Source organism: Brevibacillus sp. BD137 (assembly GCF_041644655.1).
In the GTDB taxonomy this organism is placed as follows: domain Bacteria; phylum Bacillota; class Bacilli; order Brevibacillales; family Brevibacillaceae; genus Brevibacillus; species Brevibacillus brevis_D.
In genome coordinates, this window is sequence record NZ_JAOTNO010000003.1 from 445,174 (window position 1) to 460,294 (window position 15,121).

The 15,121-nt window shown below is 48.0% G+C and carries 10 protein-coding genes; 6 read left to right on the plus strand and 4 right to left on the minus strand.

What is annotated here, in order from left to right; all coding sequences use genetic code 11:
- The 5 genes from ODZ53_RS08700 (at position 1) to ODZ53_RS08720 (ending at position 9,083) form a co-directional block, all read left to right on the plus strand.
- The gene (locus ODZ53_RS08700; RefSeq protein WP_372676659.1) at positions 1-1,764 is read left to right on the plus strand and encodes an SH3 domain-containing protein; all 1,764 of its coding nucleotides are present in this window, start codon (positions 1-3) and stop codon (positions 1,762-1,764) included.
- A gap of 151 nt (positions 1,765-1,915) precedes the next feature.
- Positions 1,916-2,548: a LysE family translocator gene (locus tag ODZ53_RS08705; RefSeq protein ID WP_087348420.1), complete on the plus strand. Its 633-nt coding sequence runs from the start codon at positions 1,916-1,918 to the stop codon at positions 2,546-2,548.
- A gap of 10 nt (positions 2,549-2,558) precedes the next feature.
- Positions 2,559-3,191 (plus strand): YHYH domain-containing protein, encoded by a 633-nt coding sequence (locus ODZ53_RS08710; protein WP_372676660.1) that lies wholly within the window; start codon positions 2,559-2,561, stop codon positions 3,189-3,191.
- 258 nt (positions 3,192-3,449) lie between these two features.
- Positions 3,450-4,067, plus strand: coding sequence for a class D sortase (locus ODZ53_RS08715; RefSeq protein WP_372676661.1), 618 nt, complete (start codon positions 3,450-3,452; stop codon positions 4,065-4,067).
- A 54-nt stretch (positions 4,068-4,121) separates the two neighbouring features.
- Positions 4,122-9,083 (plus strand): collagen binding domain-containing protein, encoded by a 4,962-nt coding sequence (locus ODZ53_RS08720; RefSeq protein ID WP_372676662.1) that lies wholly within the window; start codon positions 4,122-4,124, stop codon positions 9,081-9,083.
- 59 nt (positions 9,084-9,142) lie between these two features.
- Here the strand turns inward: ODZ53_RS08720 and ODZ53_RS08725 are convergent, their stop codons facing one another.
- The gene (locus ODZ53_RS08725) at positions 9,143-10,093 is read right to left on the minus strand and encodes a lipase/acyltransferase domain-containing protein (protein WP_199929591.1); all 951 of its coding nucleotides are present in this window, start codon (positions 10,091-10,093) and stop codon (positions 9,143-9,145) included.
- A 241-nt stretch (positions 10,094-10,334) separates the two neighbouring features.
- Here ODZ53_RS08725 and ODZ53_RS08730 point away from each other — a divergent pair, with 241 nt between their 5' ends.
- Complete coding sequence (locus tag ODZ53_RS08730; RefSeq protein WP_199929590.1) at positions 10,335-11,957, plus strand: family 10 glycosylhydrolase; 1,623 nt, start codon at positions 10,335-10,337, stop codon at positions 11,955-11,957.
- A 362-nt stretch (positions 11,958-12,319) separates the two neighbouring features.
- On the opposite strand, the gene ODZ53_RS08735 is transcribed toward ODZ53_RS08730, so the two are convergent.
- The 3 genes from ODZ53_RS08735 to ODZ53_RS08745 all read right to left on the minus strand — a co-directional run bounded on the left by ODZ53_RS08735 (position 12,320) and on the right by ODZ53_RS08745 (position 15,116).
- Positions 12,320-13,417 carry a nitric oxide synthase oxygenase gene (locus ODZ53_RS08735; protein ID WP_372676663.1) on the minus strand — a complete coding sequence of 366 codons (1,098 nt, stop codon included), beginning with the start codon at positions 13,415-13,417 and terminating at the stop codon, positions 12,320-12,322.
- A gap of 309 nt (positions 13,418-13,726) precedes the next feature.
- Complete coding sequence (locus tag ODZ53_RS08740; protein WP_199929587.1) at positions 13,727-14,293, minus strand: glycerol-3-phosphate responsive antiterminator; 567 nt, start codon at positions 14,291-14,293, stop codon at positions 13,727-13,729.
- Position 14,294: 1 nt separating this feature from the next.
- A complete protein-coding gene (locus tag ODZ53_RS08745; RefSeq protein ID WP_372676664.1) occupies positions 14,295-15,116 on the minus strand; it encodes a sugar phosphate isomerase/epimerase family protein in 822 nt (273 codons plus the stop codon).
- Between the last annotated feature and the right edge of the window lie 5 nt (positions 15,117-15,121).

Consider the following 15,121-nt stretch of genomic DNA (forward strand, 5'->3'; position numbering starts at 1 on the left):
ATGTTGCCTATCTCTCCCTATCATAGGTCCCTGTGGGTCCGTAATATTTTTCTCGGACTCTTTGCCTTGGGTTTGATCGCTGTTCTGTTCAAGCTCGGATTCGGGTACAAGCAGATTACGTTGTATAAACAAGCAAAGGCGTTTTATGAAAAAAAGAACCTGCTGCAAGCCGAGGAAACCTTTTCTCGTGCGCATGATATGGCCGTCCTGTCCTACGGGGATGACGAATGGAACTCTATCATGTTCCAACTGGCTTCGATCCGTACTGAGCTGGATGGGCTTCAACAGCAATCGCGGGCGGCCATTTTGGAAAAGAAGGTCGCAGAAATCGGTGCGGTCTATGAACAATATCAAGCTGTCAAAAAGAATTACCAGAATCAAAAGGACGTACCAGCAATGTTTTTCCAGCAATTGTCCGCTCGCTTGGGTATGGATAAGAGCTTTTCCGATTATTACTTGAGTGCCTTGCAAACAGCGAAGGCTCAGGCACAATCGAATCTCGAAAAGGAAAACTACCAGGACGAATCTTTCATCGAAACACTCCTTGCCGTTCCAGATGAATACTACGGCGGTAAAAAGAAGAAGCAGGCTGAGCTCACGGCCTTGTTCCAAAACTATGAAAAGACGAAGCTGCGGAAATTAATCGCTTCTGCTCCTTTTGAAGAAGTCATCACCAAGACGGCTACAAGCATACGCCATTACGAAAAGCTGGGTATTGAGACAGATTGGTTAGTGGGTCAGTTGGAAAAGTATGCGCTAGCTGAAATCAAGGAAGTCATTCGTTCAAAGGATTTGAGTGCCTTCGTTGACATGGCAGCCGCCTATCGCAAAATCGAGGATGTGCTTTCCAGTGATTCACCTGTCCTCGATTCGATCACCCGCTATCTGGAAGGCAAGCTCAAGCAGGCAGAACAATACATCAAGTCGTTTGAGTTCACCAAAGCGCGTGAATTATACGAACAGTTGAATCCGCTCCAGGATACGGCTACACTCCTGTCCGATCTGAATAAACTCTGGTTGGAATACGATCCAGCACGCTTATTGCAATTGAGATATCCAGACAGAACGTTCACCGACATGTTCTCCGGCACAGATCGCTGGGGAGCAAAGCTTTACTCATTTGGACTCTCTGGAGCAGATCAACGTCTTTACTTCGCAGCGAAAATGCCCAATGACTCGGTCCTCTATCTGGATAAGTCACTGGATGTGGACTTAAAAACGGCCAGGGCTAAGATCGACGATACTCTCGGTAGTAAAGAAAAGCCTGTGATTATCGTGAGTGCATCCGGCAATAAGCGTATTAACGCCTACACGGCACTCTCTCCGAATTTGACTAAAGAGTCGCTCGACAAGCGTTTTTCGGTTGAGGCAGATGAACTCAGCGTAGAAGACTCCGAGCATGTGATCCTAAAAAATGCAGTAGGGAAAGGGGAAAACGAAATCGCTTTGTTCAAGCTCGAGGACAATGGCTTGGCTTACATCGAAAAGCTGGCTGACTTGGAGCAGAGCTCCGAAGAAACGACCGAGGGAACTGGGTCAGGAGAAGCGCCTTCCCCTGCTGACAGCTCAACAGAGGCGACGGATCAACCTTCCCCTGCCACTCAAAAAACCGATGTTTTTGCAGGTCCCGGTGAAGAATATGAAAAGATCGGTCAGGTAGCAGCAGATGGTTCCTTCCAAGTCATCGCAGATCTGAATGGCTGGTACCAGATTGTGTTTGACGGAAAAGAAGGCTGGATACGCGCTACCGAATCAACGCCGTAATCAGTCCGCTTGAATAATGGGCTCCTCTCGCGATCATGGCACACACCCTTGATCTGCGTCAGGAGCTTTTCCTCATTTTTCGCATTGCGCCAGGTGTCTGATTATTCTATAATTTATTGTTGTTTTATAGACAGATGGGGAGTGAGAAGAGATGTTTGGAATCGTTCATTATGAAGCATTTCTGATGACCGCAATCATGCTGAACCTGATACCCGGCTCAGACACAATGTACATCATCACCCGCAGCATTTCGCAAGGAAAACAGGCAGGTATTCTTTCGGTTCTCGGCATTTTGACAGGCTCACTCATTCACACGCTCTTGGCTGCTTTCGGCTTGTCGCTCCTTTTGGCGCAATCCATCGTGCTTTTTAACATCGTCAAAATATTGGGGGTCGCCTATCTCGTCTATTTGGGCATTCGCATGCTCATGACGAAGGAATCACCAGCCTTTGACGCAGCCGATTCCAAGAAGCTAAAGGGTGAAAAGGTCTATCTACAAGCGATCCTGACGAGTGTCACGAATCCAAAGGTCGCCTTGTTTTTTATCGCCTTCCTCCCGCAATTTGTTAGCGCGACAGAAGCCGGACCACTCCCTTTCCTTATTCTCGGCCTCACTTTTACCGTTACGGGTGGCATCTGGTGTAGTCTCCTCGCCCTGTTTGCTTCCTTCGCTACGAAAAAATTGCGTAATAATCAGAAGTTCTCTGTCATTCTCAACAAGCTGACGGGGATTGTTTTTATCGGGATGGGGTTGAATCTGTTGCGGGCGAAAGCGAATCCTTAGGAGGTTGTCTGTGAAAAAGATTATTTCTGTACTCGTACTCATTCTTTGCTTTGCTTTTTTCCCTATTCAAATGATTGAAGCTCATCCAGGCAGAACAGATGCAAATGGTGGACACACCTGTAGAACAAACTGTGAAAAATGGGGATTACAGTATGGGGAATATCACTATCACAACGGTGGCGGTGGTTCTTCCAACAGCCAAGTGAAAAAATCGACCCCTCCAAAACCAGCGGCCCCCCGTACACAACCAAAAATACTCTCTTCAAAAACAATTGTAGCTGTAGACAATGCTACCGTTTATTCTGCTCCATCCCTTGACTCTGTCATTGCTGCAACCCTTTGGTATGGTTTTGAAATCAAAGCATCCGGTACACAGCCGGAGTTTATCTCCATCGATCAAGGTTACATTTCCAAAACAGTGGTCACCTCGTATACACCGATTACTCCTAAGACTGTCAAGATCCAAGGAGAGAAAGGCTACTTCTTCTCGACCCCTTCCACAGAAAGTCTAGGCAGGGGCTACGCTATCAAAGATGCACTTGTTCAAGTAGTCGGTGAATGTGGAGATTGGTATTACGGCTCCACCGTTGATGCAAATGGGAAGGTTTTAGTTGGATTTGTTTCGAAAAGCGTCGCCTATTAACCATAGAATGAAGACCAAAAAAGCCAGAAAGGAGATACTTTCTCCTCTGGCTTTTTTCATGTTCAGAAATTGTATAGTTCGAAAGATTATGATACCTCTAGGCATTTTTTCATAATTGGAACAGCAGGTGAATCTGTTGTTCTCGACTAGCAAGACTTGTACAACGAAGGATGCCCTTGCCGAACATAGTTAACGAAAAATTGGGACAAGGGGGGAAAGATGAATTGAGTTAACGGTGCGAAAAGGGAGTTGAAGAATGTGCGAGTGCTGTTAAGTGCCGGGTTTATCCTGGCAGGCTTATTCCTCCTTTTCTATCCTCAATGGGAAACGGCGGTATCTGCACAAAAGCAGGAACAGCTCATCGAAGCGTTCGAACAACTGAGCAACGTCAGCGAGCAAATAGAAACAGCTACATCTGAGGACCCACCAGCTCTTCAGATACAAGAGCCGCTCGCTATGTTGGAAGGTGCCAGAGGCGTGATTCGGATTCCCAAAATTGATCTGGAAATGATGATTTTTGAAGGCGCGGACAAGCATGCCTTGAGTAAAGGTGTTGGCCTGATCGAGCCAGACAAGGAATTCGGCGTGAACAATGTTGGACTGGCAGGTCATCGCGGGATTACTCACGGTAAGCAATTCAATCGCTTGGACGAACTAGCACCTAACGATGAGATTGAGATCAAGACGAAAACGGCAACCTACCAATTCGTTGTCGTGAAAGCCTTTATCGTAGATCGTACACAAGTAGAAGTTCTAGAGGATCAAAAGAAGCCATTGATCACCTTAGTCACATGCACCCCTGTTGGAGCAAAGGATCCGAAGGACAGACTGATCGTTCAAGCTGAATGGAAACAAACGACTTCATCTCAGCCCTAACACGTCCTACTAAAAGACGGAATGAGCTAGTTTTATTTAGTACAGGAGGAGCATATGCAAAGGAAATCTTGGATCGTTGTGGTGGCACTTTTGCTCATCATCCAAAACTTTTTCGGTTTCACGACAACCACGTATGCCCAAACACAAGGTGAGGTTGTCGTAGAGAATAGTGGGGAGCCGGGAACGGGCAACCCTACTGATCCGGGCACTGGGACTCCTACCGATCCGGGCACAGGCAACCCTACTGATCCGGGCACTGGAACTCCTACCGATCCAGGTACAGGGACTCCTACCGATCCGGGCACTGGAACTCCTACCGATCCGGGCACTGGAACTCCTACCGATCCGGGCACTGGGACTCCTACCGATCCGGGCACTGGGACCCCTACCGATCCGGGCACTGGGACTCCTACCGATCCGGGCACTGGGACTCCTACCGATCCGGGCACAGGAACCCCTACCGATCCGGGCACTGGGAATCCTACCGATCCGGGTACAGGGACTCCTACCGATCCGGGTACAGGGACTCCTACCGATCCGGGCACTGGAACTCCTACCGATCCGGGTACAGGAACCCCTACCGATCCCGGCACAGGTACTCCTACCAATCCAGGTACAGGTACTCCGACTACGCCACCTGTTGAACCACCAGTTCCTCTACCAGAGGTTCCGGTACCAGTTCCTGACCCTGAAGACAACATCGTCAAAGACAACATCATCACCAGCGTAGTCATGAAGGACAAAGACGGAAACAACATCGAAGACATCCGCCCCGATCAGGGCTCGCGTGTTCAAGTTGATTTCACCTGGAAAATCCCTGCCGGACATCCTTACTCAGAAGGTGCCACCTTTACCTTCCCCCTCCCAGATAAGTTCCGAACCGATCGCGTTTTGACCGGAGATCTGAACGGAGGCTACGGTACCTATGAAGTGACAACAGACGGCACCGTCACCTTCACTTTCAGTGATGCCATCAATGATGGCGCTGAGATCAATGACGGAACGTTCTATGTGTGGCGGGAATTCGATGAGAAAAAGTTTGAGGGCGGCACGAGACAGGAAATCGATTTCAAATTCGATGGCATCGCCCCGATTTCTGTCCATTTCAAAGGCAAAAACAACAATGAAATCGACAAGAACGGAAAAGCAAACAAGGGAATGAATCCTAGCTTTCTCGACTGGACCGTCGATTTTAACTTAGGTGAAAATCCGATTAAAGGCGCTGTCTTTACGGATGAGCTTCCAAGCGGTCTGGATATCGACATGAGCTCGATTAAGGTCTTCCCATTAGACGTTCAGTTGAATGGCTCTGTTAAACCAAAGGCTGAGGTAACTACCTTCACTCCTGAGAAATTGACAGAAGGAAATGGGTTCAAAATGAACTTTGGAGACATCGACGGTGCTTATCGCGTCACGTACAAGACCAACGTCACCGGTACGACAGATACAACCTACACGAATAAAGCCACTGTCACAGGAACGAACCTTCCAAAGGATTTAATCGATTCCGCAAATGTCTCTGTCCGATTTAGCCAGCCTCTGAACAAAAAAGCGATTGACTATGATTACACCAAACAGACGATCACCTGGGCTATTCAGTACAACTACAATGAAAAACTAATCAAGCAAGGTGATGCATGGCTCGAGGATCGCTTTGATACCAGTCATCAAGAGCTCGTGAATAATTCTTTTACCGTTCATAAAATGACCATCGACGACAACGGAAACGGAACAAAAGACGGGGCTGCCATCACAGGTTACAATGTAACCGAGTCGGCTACCGGCTTCCGCTTGGAGTTTGATCATGACGTATCGGCTGCTTACGAAATCACCTACAAAACCAAAGCTAAAAATCGGGTCCACCAAGACAGCTACCTCGTGAAAAATGAAGTAGAGATCTACGACGGAACCAAAAAAGATGCATCCAAAGAGATCACTCAAGCAATCTTCTGGAAAAACGCCAAAAAGGAAAAAGTTGATTACCTGAATAAAACAATCGAATGGACGCTGAGTCTAAACGAGGACAATCAGGTGATGGATGAAGTCGTCATTACCGACAGTTATGCGGGTCAAGGGCTGACTCTTCTTCCTGACAAAGTAAAAATCAACGATTGGACAAAGGATTTGGAAGAAGGTCCTGACAAAGACTACAGCATCTCTCCGAATCCAAAGTACGAGGATGGACTCAAGATCACCTTCCACAAACCAGTCACAAAAGCCCTTGTGATTACGTACCTGACGAAGTTCGATCCTACTTCCAAGGACCGTCCATCCGCGTACAAAAACAAGGCTGAACTGAACTGGAAGGAAAACGGGAAAGCACAAGACCCTATCACGAAATCCGCTACTGTTAAACCAGACAGCTACACCAGCAATAACGGCAACAAAACAGGTAAATACGACGCCCGCACAAAAGAAATCACGTGGACAATCGATGTGAACTATAACCTTCACAAGATTAACAACGCGATCATTCGGGATTTTTATACCGGAGAACAAACTTTTGTGAAGGACTCGTTACGCGTGCATAAGTTGTTGCTTACAGGTGGAGCAGACGGTGTGAAAGTGGTCGAAGGACCAGTTGTTCCTATCAAATTCGACCCATTAACCAACGGTTTTGAGCTGCATCTTGGCGAGATCGACTCAGCCTATCGCATCACGTACACAACCAGTTTGGCTGATCTGCCTGTCGGAGAAGTGTACGAAAACAATGCCACTATGCATGATAGTGACATAACTGGCACTCCACTCTATAAAGGCAAGACGACCGTCAGACCGACATACGGTGGGCAGTACGTCCTCAAAACAGGCGCACAAGGTACAGGAGCAGATTCAGAGTATGCAACATGGACAGTAAAAATCAATCCGAGCCAGTCGTACATTTCGGCAGGTGCTGCATTGACCGATACGCTGTCCAGCAATCAAATTCTGATGAAAGACTCCTTCAAGCTCTTTACGACAAACGTCTCTGAATCCGGTGCCCTGACTATCGGAAAAGAAGTGACCTCTGAGGACTACACATTAGAAGTAGTCGGCAACACCTTTAAACTGACTTTTAAAAACGACCTGCACACTGCCTACATCCTGGAGTACCGCTCCTTTATCAATGCTGATCATGGAGAGGTCATCAAAAACGAAGCCTCTTTTGCAGGGAAAACAGTTGTAGGTAAAGGGAAAGATGGACAAGAAGGTGTCAAAGTCAGCTTGTCCGGTGCTGGTGGCGGAGCCGGCACGCCTGGTAAAGGCGACTTGAAAATCGTCAAAACAGACGCAGATACGAAAAAAGCATTGGCAGGCGCCACGTTTGGTCTGTACGACAAGGCAGGGAAAACCTTGCTAGAAACAGTCGTGACCGATGAAAATGGCATTGCCACCTTCAAAGGCTACAAATTTAAAGCGTACAAGTTAAAAGAATTATCCGCTCCTGTTGGCTACGTCATCGCAGACGAGTACAGAAACGGAAAAGACATTACGCTAAAAGCTCCTGCAGGTGCTGACCCTGCTATTCCAGTTACGATCGAAATGACCATCGACAACAAGCTGCTCCGTCAAGGATTTGAGTTAACCAAAGTTGATGCAGAGAATGCTGGAAATGCACTGGAAGGCGCTGTCTTCAATCTGCAGGTTGAAAAGGGCGGAGCATTCGAAACGATCGCTGAGCTGACAACCGGCTCTGATGGAAAAGTCTCCAAAGGCGATCTGGCAGAAGGAAACTATCAGCTAGTCGAAACGAAAGCTCCGAAGGGATACAAGCTGGATGCGACTCCGATATCATTCAAAATCGCCTCCAACCAGACAGAAATTGTAACCCTTACGAAAAAGAACGCCAAAAATATCGGGTCCGTTCAATTGTTGAAAGTGGACCACTACACCAAAGAGCCACTTCCTGGCGTAACCTTTGAGCTTCAGGATGCTGACGGGAAAGTACTGCAAAGTGGACTCACAACGGATAAGAACGGTATCCTTCTCCTCGAAAACCTGAAAGCAGGATTCTACCAGCTCGTGGAAACAAAAGCCCTTGCTGATTATGAGCTTGCTGAACCACTGAAATTCGAAGTGACAGAGGAAGGCATTGCCTCTCTTACGTTGACCAACAGATTGAACCCAGGGTCTGTGAAACTGACCAAAGTAAGAACGGGATACCCAAATCATAAGCTCAAAGGAGCTGAATTTACGCTCCGAGATGAAAATGGTCAGGTAGCCAAAGATATGAATGGTCAGGAGCTTACCAAGCTGACAACAGATGGCAACGGAGAGCTGATTGTCGAAGGACTGAATCCGGGCAAATATGAGTTTATCGAGACGAAAGCACCTGCTGGTTATGTAAAAAGCAGCAAGCCAATCGAGTTCGAGATTAAAAGAAACCAAGTAGCTGGCGACCATGTGTTGGTCATTGTCGAAAATGACGCGACCTCCGGTGGTGGAGGCGGTGGTGGCGGTGGCGGCGGAAATCCTGAGCCAAAACCTGAACCGGAGCCTGAAAAGCCAGAGCCGAAGCCAGAGCCTGAACCAGAACCAAAACCAGAGCCCGAACCGGAAAAACCAGAGAAGCCGGATAGACCAGACAAACCAGATAGACCAGACAAACCAGGTAAACCTGGCAAACCGGATCAACCTGGCAAACCAGACCAACCTGGTAACCCAGACCAACCTGGTAACCCAGACCAACCTGGTAACCCAAACCAACCTGGTAACCCAGACCAGCCTGGTAACCCAGACCAATCCGAAAACCCAGACCAACCTGGTAACTCGGATCAACCTGGCACTCCTGATGCAAACAACAACAACAACACCAACACTTCAGGAGAGTCGAATCAAACAGAAAATACGACCAAACCGAACGATTCGGAAGCTGCTAATAACTCCAACGTCCTGGAAACCAGCAACGAATCTCCATCAACAGGTAAAGTATTGCCTCAAACGGGAGAGCAAGCTAACCCACTCCCTATCGTTGCAGGTATCGTTTCGATCTTGATCGGTATTTCGATCATGTATCGCAGAAATAAGAAGGCGTAGTTCATCTAAAGAATGGACCGAGTCCAGGGATCTTCCCGGCTTGGTCCTCTTTTTTCCCCCTACTCTAGCAATTGCCGGAGAAGCGGTTCACTTTTATACAAAATCTCCAGATGTGTAGCCTCTACGTAATAACGCTCCCCTTCTAGTGCGAATACACTGTTCGCCATGACACTCCCATCCCCAGCATCACTATTGATCGAGCCCACTACTCTTCCATCGACCCATTTATCGGGAGAAAGCGAAGGGACTGTTCGCAGGTAATGAATCGTTTCATGTCCGATGCCAGCTACCAGCGTGACGCGAATATTGCGGGCTGCGATAATCCCCATCGTTGCGTTCAAATTGTCCATGTATTGATTTTTCACGACCATCTGTTCATAAGGCACAAAGGCTTCTTCTCCCTGTTTTTTCTCCAACAAATAATCGCCATATGCTGCTGACGGAGTAAGGTCAAGGAGACTGGGAAAGTGTCTGTGAATAGCTTGTATGCGATGAAAAGGGATGCTTTGCTCCAAATAGGCCAGATATACGCTCATGTATAGCTCCACGACATTTCTTTTGCCAGAAACGGAGCGCGGCAGCTTCCCTCCCGCCCAATAGCTGTAGGCAACAGGCGATCCTGCGTTAGGAGTCGCAAAGATGAGCAGCTGATCCACATCGTTTTGATAAAATTCCCCCTGGACATAGGCTCTAGCAACAAGCCCCCCCATGCTATGGCAAATGAGATTGACACAAGGGGCACCAGTCGTTTGCTTCGCTCGCTCGATGACAGGCAGTAAAAAGCGCTCGGCTGAAATATCGATCTGCCTTCGCCAATCATAAAAAGCTACAAACAATTGTTCATTGAGAGGGTAACCCATTTTTCCAAGCAAACGGATAAATGGCTCGTAAGCCGTTCGAGCAAACCCGAAGCCCCAGTCACCAGTACCCGGAATAATTTGATCACTCATCGACCCAAACAGCCCCGGAACAAAAACAATCGGTGCCTTTGGCGCAAGAAAAGAACTCATGCTTGCACTCCTTTCCCTCTCTTTTGTCCCATGGCCAGAAGGAAAACAACATATGCTTTTGCCTATGCCAGTGAAGCTTGGGAGGTTCCCTTGCTTCGATGAGTCTCATCATTTTTTACCGAAATGGAGCGAATCGTTACAATAATCTTCCCACTTGAGCGTAACAAAGCGATATAATAAAGCGTCTAACGAATTGGCTAATGTAGTAAGCAAATCTATACTTGTCGGAGGATTGGCAAAAATGAAGGTACGCAAGTGGTTTATGCTCTTGCTAATGTTCGTACTATGTATTCCAACGATGGGGATATCCGTGCAGGCCGCGCAGACATCCTCTGGCATCAGCATCTATTTGGACGGGCAACAAATCAAAAGTGACGTCGCTCCGTATATTGTTCCAAAAGCAGATGTAACGATGGTTCCAATGCGGGTGATCGGTGAAAATCTGGGAGCCGAAGTAAATTGGGAGCCAAAGTCTCAAACCGCAACGATCAGTAAGCAAGATACCTTGTTGTCCCTAACGGTTAATCAAAAGAACGCTCGCGTGAACAACAACAGCATCCCACTCGATGCTTCGGTTCAGAACAAACAAGGGAGAATTATGGTTCCGCTGCGTTTTGTCTCTGAGCAGTTGGGCCTTGCGGTAAACTGGGAAGACAAAACAAGAACCATTCGCCTGCAAAGCGGCAACGTCGCTACCATGACTCCGCCACCACAGGATATATTGAGTGAAAACGGCGCGATGGAACCAGGCACACCTGTCGTGACAAATGGAAATTTGCGCGGGGTATGGATATCTACAGTCTACAACTTGGACTGGCCTTCTTCCGGTTCATACGGAAATCCAGCAAAGCAGCAACAAGAATACATACAGCTGCTCGATGAGCTGCAAGCCATGGGAATGAACGCTGCCTTCGTGCAAGTTCGCCCATCTGGAGATGCACTGTATCCTTCTACACTCACTCCATGGTCGAGATTTTTGACGGGAACTCCAGGGAAAGATCCTGGCTACGACCCGCTTGCCTTTATGGTACAAGAAACGCATAGACGCGGGATGCAATTCCATGCTTGGTTCAACCCGTTCCGTGCCACTACAGATGCAAAAACAGACCAATTGCCAGCGAATCACGTGATCAAGCAGCATCCTGACTGGATTGTGAATGCCAACAAAAAGCTGTACATCAATCCGGGTGTTCCGGCAGCACGTCAGCAAATTATTAATGAAGTAATGGAAGTCGTACAACGCTATGACATCGATGGTGTCCATTTGGATGATTATTTCTATCCTTCCAATGTCGCCTTTGCAGACGATGCAGCATTCAAGGCTTACAACAGCAAAAAAATCGTGTCCAAAGCAGACTGGCGCCGCGATAATATCAATCAGTTTGTTCAACAAATGAATCAGTCTATCAAGAGCGTCAAGCCTCACGTTCAGTTCGGGATTAGTCCATTCGGTGTATGGCGCAACAGCAACGTCGATCCGACGGGCTCCGATACAAAAGCTGGCGTTACTGCTTATGACCACATGTTTGCCGATGTGCGCACGTGGATTCAACAAGGATGGATTGATTATGTGACTCCGCAAATTTATTGGAGCTTTTCCTTCGCCCCTGCCCAATACGACAAGCTCGTTACTTGGTGGGCAAACGAAGTACAAGGCACGAACGTCAAGCTCTACATCGGTCATTCGCCATATAAGCTGGGAACGGCCGAAGCTGGCTGGCAGAGTGCCCAGGAGATTATCAACCAGTTGAATTTCAACGCGATGGTTCCTCAGGTTCAAGGCAGCATTTTCTTTAGTGCCAAGGACTTGCGGAAAAATCCATTGGGTCTGCTCCCAGCTCTTAGCAGCTATTACAACCGCTAAATAAATTACCCCCGAATACTCGTAGCAGAGCATACTTGCTACATGTGTTTCGGGGGTTTTCTTCTACGTTGTTATTTTTTTGCCGACAAACGTTTGTACTGTATACACCCTCCGGATTGGCATCATCTCCAGACCATGCACTGGTAAAAATGTAGTCTCCCGCAAAGTCCGGGAGTGTTTCTAGCGAGACCTCAAATCAGAGCTCATCGCCAGTACTTTTTCTAGCGATGTTCCGTCGCCCACGCTTTCGATACCATCCAGCTTCCCTTTAAAATACGGGTTTCCCATAGCATGGTCCGAGATACCCTTTACAATCCGGCATAAAAAAATGCCGCGAAGCATGTTCGCGACATTTGAGGACCTTATTTTTTGCCGAGCTCCGGCTTGTCTTGGTAAAAGAAATTCGGCGTATGAATGGTGTTGTCGTACAGACTGTGGAAAATGTGTGAAGCTGTTCCGGAGATCGGCGGAACCAGCCATGTCCAGTCACCCGTAACGGCTCGACCACATTTCTCTTCTCTTTCCTCAAATCGTTTGAATTGCTGGCTTGCCGTATGGTGATCGACAATCGATACTCCTTTTTCCTTGAAGGAATGCAGGACGGCTACGTTCAGCTCGATAAGCGCTTTGTCTCTCCACAGCGTCACTTCCCTGCTCGTATCGAGCCCCATGACCTCTGCGACCTTTGGCAGCATGTTATATCGCTCTTGATCGGCAAAATTGCGCGCACCGATCTCCGTCCCCATGTACCAGCCGTTAAAAGGCGCGGCCAAATAGTCGATACCGCCAATCTCCATGCGCATATTCGAAACAATAGGAACCCCATACCATTGCAATTTCATATCAGCAAAGCCCGGCAAATCGGGATGTACGATCGGCACCTCCAAGACCAGCTCCTGAGGAATCTCAAAAAACTGCGGCGTCCGATCTCCAATTTGCACGACAAGCGGCAAAACGTCGTAGTTTGTACCTTTCCCTTGCCATCCCAGGCTCTCACATAGCTTCGTCAACGAAAGCGAAATCGGGTCACCCAGTATGCCGTGCTCTGTCTCGTATCCCGCGTAGCGAATCAGTTGGTCATTCCAGATACGCATGGGAGCTCTGCCTGCTACAGTAGGTGCAAAAACGGTGATGGTCGGGCGTATTTTCCCGCCATTGGTAGCAAAGTTGATGTGCCGGAGCATGGCCTGTGCCATCTCCTCTTCTGTTTCGACATGCCGCTCATCTATCACCACTAACGATTCCCAAAAGAATCGCCCAATACATCGATTGCTATTGCGCCAGGCCATTTTCGCTCCATGACGAAGCTCCTCGGCCGTATGCTCATAGTATCCCTGCTGGTGAATCAGCTGTCGTACTTCTTGCAGCCGTTGCTCGGTTTCGTCCGTTGTCTTGTCCAGTTCACGATAGCATGTCCGGATAAATTGCTCTGCCGCTTCCATCAATTGAATTGGTTCCATATTACCCTCTTTTCACGCTGAAGGGTGTCACTTCGCTGTTATTTTCTTCATCGTAGAATTTTGTTACTTACATTATAAAATTACTCTTGTGTGATTACCAATCATGTAGGCATATGGACACATATCTGTAAGAAACATGGATGGATGGCAAACCAGATAAAATGGTAGGCAGAAGGGCGTAAAGATTTATTACATACAAAACGGTCATGACCGTTTTGTTGACCGCAAGCGGTCGCATCCACCTTTATGAAAAACGTCGAGACGTTTTTCACAGAAAAAAGACAGATGCTTTCACACCTGCCCTTTCTCTTAAACCGTCATATGGTTCCACATCTCCGACTTACTCAGCGAAACAGCATCCGCGCCACTCTTCAACGCTTCGTTGACCTGTTCCATATTCCAAATCAATCCACCCAAAATAATCGGCTGCGACAAATGCTCCTTCATATAAGAAATAATAGACGGCGCTATCCCCGGCATGATTTCAATCGCATCCGGCTGGTTTTCCAATACGTTTTTGATAGTCGTCGTGAGAGAGGTCGAATCGATCAAAAAGACTCGCTGGATCGTCAGCATCCCTTCCTTTTTGGCCGCGCGAATCATTGGACCTTTGGTAGTGACAATGCCCGTTGGTTGGATATAGGTGGACAAAAAACGAAAAGCCTCCTTGTCATTGGACAAGCCATTCATGAGGTCTGTGTGCAAAAAAATCGGCTTGCTCGACTGACGGATGGTTTCGGCTTCCTCCATCAGCTTAGTCAGCTTTCCGTACATCAAAAGGATCGCGCAAGCTCGGGACGTCATCGCCTCTCCCAAGCGATCCTGTTCGGTTGCCGCAATAACCGGATTCGTTTTCAAAATCGTTTGCATGTCCATGTTATTTGCCTCCTGCCCTCAGTAGCCGTTCCACACTTACCTCAGCGCAGCCAAGCTGCTTTGTCTCTACAACCCAATGACCCGCAAAGCCATTGTCTTTTAAAAGTGACAGGATAGGCTCGAACGGGATCGTTCCTTCCCCCACTGCCAAATGATCGTCGAGCTTGCCAAAGTTATCACTCAAGTGCAGAGCGGACAAATAAGGAAGCACCTCCTGCAATGCATTGATCGCATATCCTGAACGAATCAAATGGGCATGACCCACGTCGTACACGATTCCCACTCGGGAGGAGTTTACATGACGGCATATACGCATGAGATCCTCGACGTTCCACCCCAGCACTTTTGGATAAGGGGGTACATTTTCGACCGTCAGTATGGTTCTACTCTCTGCGGACAGCTCGGAGGTCAACACGTGGAGTGCCTGACTCACATTTTCCACACCTCTGGCACGCTCTGTTTCCGCGAGTCGATCTTCTACCTCCCCTGCATGCATCACGACGTGCGTGCAGTCGAGAAAGCTGGCAATCTCCAGGCAGCGCTTCATCGTGTCCAACGTTTGATCCCGGGTTGGTCCTGCATCCGCCGCCAGATTGCAGCCACTAATCGGCGCATGAATCGACCAGGCAATCCCTCTCTCGTTTCCCTGCTGCTTCAACTCTTTCAGCTGCTCCCAGGACCAGTCCAAGAGGTCGACATGATTCTCTTCACACATAATCTCGATGCCCTTCCAGTCTTTTTGCAAAAGCTGAACAATCGCATCACGCAAGGGCAGATCAAATAACGCATAGGTGGATACGGCAAACGAGCCTTTGTCTCTCATGATTC

Bases quoted from the DNA above. Each gene is read 5' to 3' on its own strand.
- ODZ53_RS08700 (WP_372676659.1), top strand. From the start codon at position 1: ATGTTGCCTATCTCTCCCTATCATAGGTCCCTGTGGGTCCGTAATATT.
- ODZ53_RS08705 (WP_087348420.1), top strand. From the start codon at position 1,916: ATGTTTGGAATCGTTCATTATGAAGCATTTCTGATGACCGCAATCATG.
- ODZ53_RS08720 (WP_372676662.1), top strand. From the start codon at position 4,122: ATGCAAAGGAAATCTTGGATCGTTGTGGTGGCACTTTTGCTCATCATC.
- ODZ53_RS08725 (WP_199929591.1), bottom strand. From the start codon at position 10,093: ATGAGTTCTTTTCTTGCGCCAAAGGCACCGATTGTTTTTGTTCCGGGG.
- ODZ53_RS08730 (WP_199929590.1), top strand. From the start codon at position 10,335: ATGAAGGTACGCAAGTGGTTTATGCTCTTGCTAATGTTCGTACTATGT.
- ODZ53_RS08735 (WP_372676663.1), bottom strand. From the start codon at position 13,417: ATGGAACCAATTCAATTGATGGAAGCGGCAGAGCAATTTATCCGGACA.
- ODZ53_RS08740 (WP_199929587.1), bottom strand. From the start codon at position 14,293: ATGGACATGCAAACGATTTTGAAAACGAATCCGGTTATTGCGGCAACC.
- ODZ53_RS08745 (WP_372676664.1), bottom strand. From the start codon at position 15,116: ATGAGAGACAAAGGCTCGTTTGCCGTATCCACCTATGCGTTATTTGAT.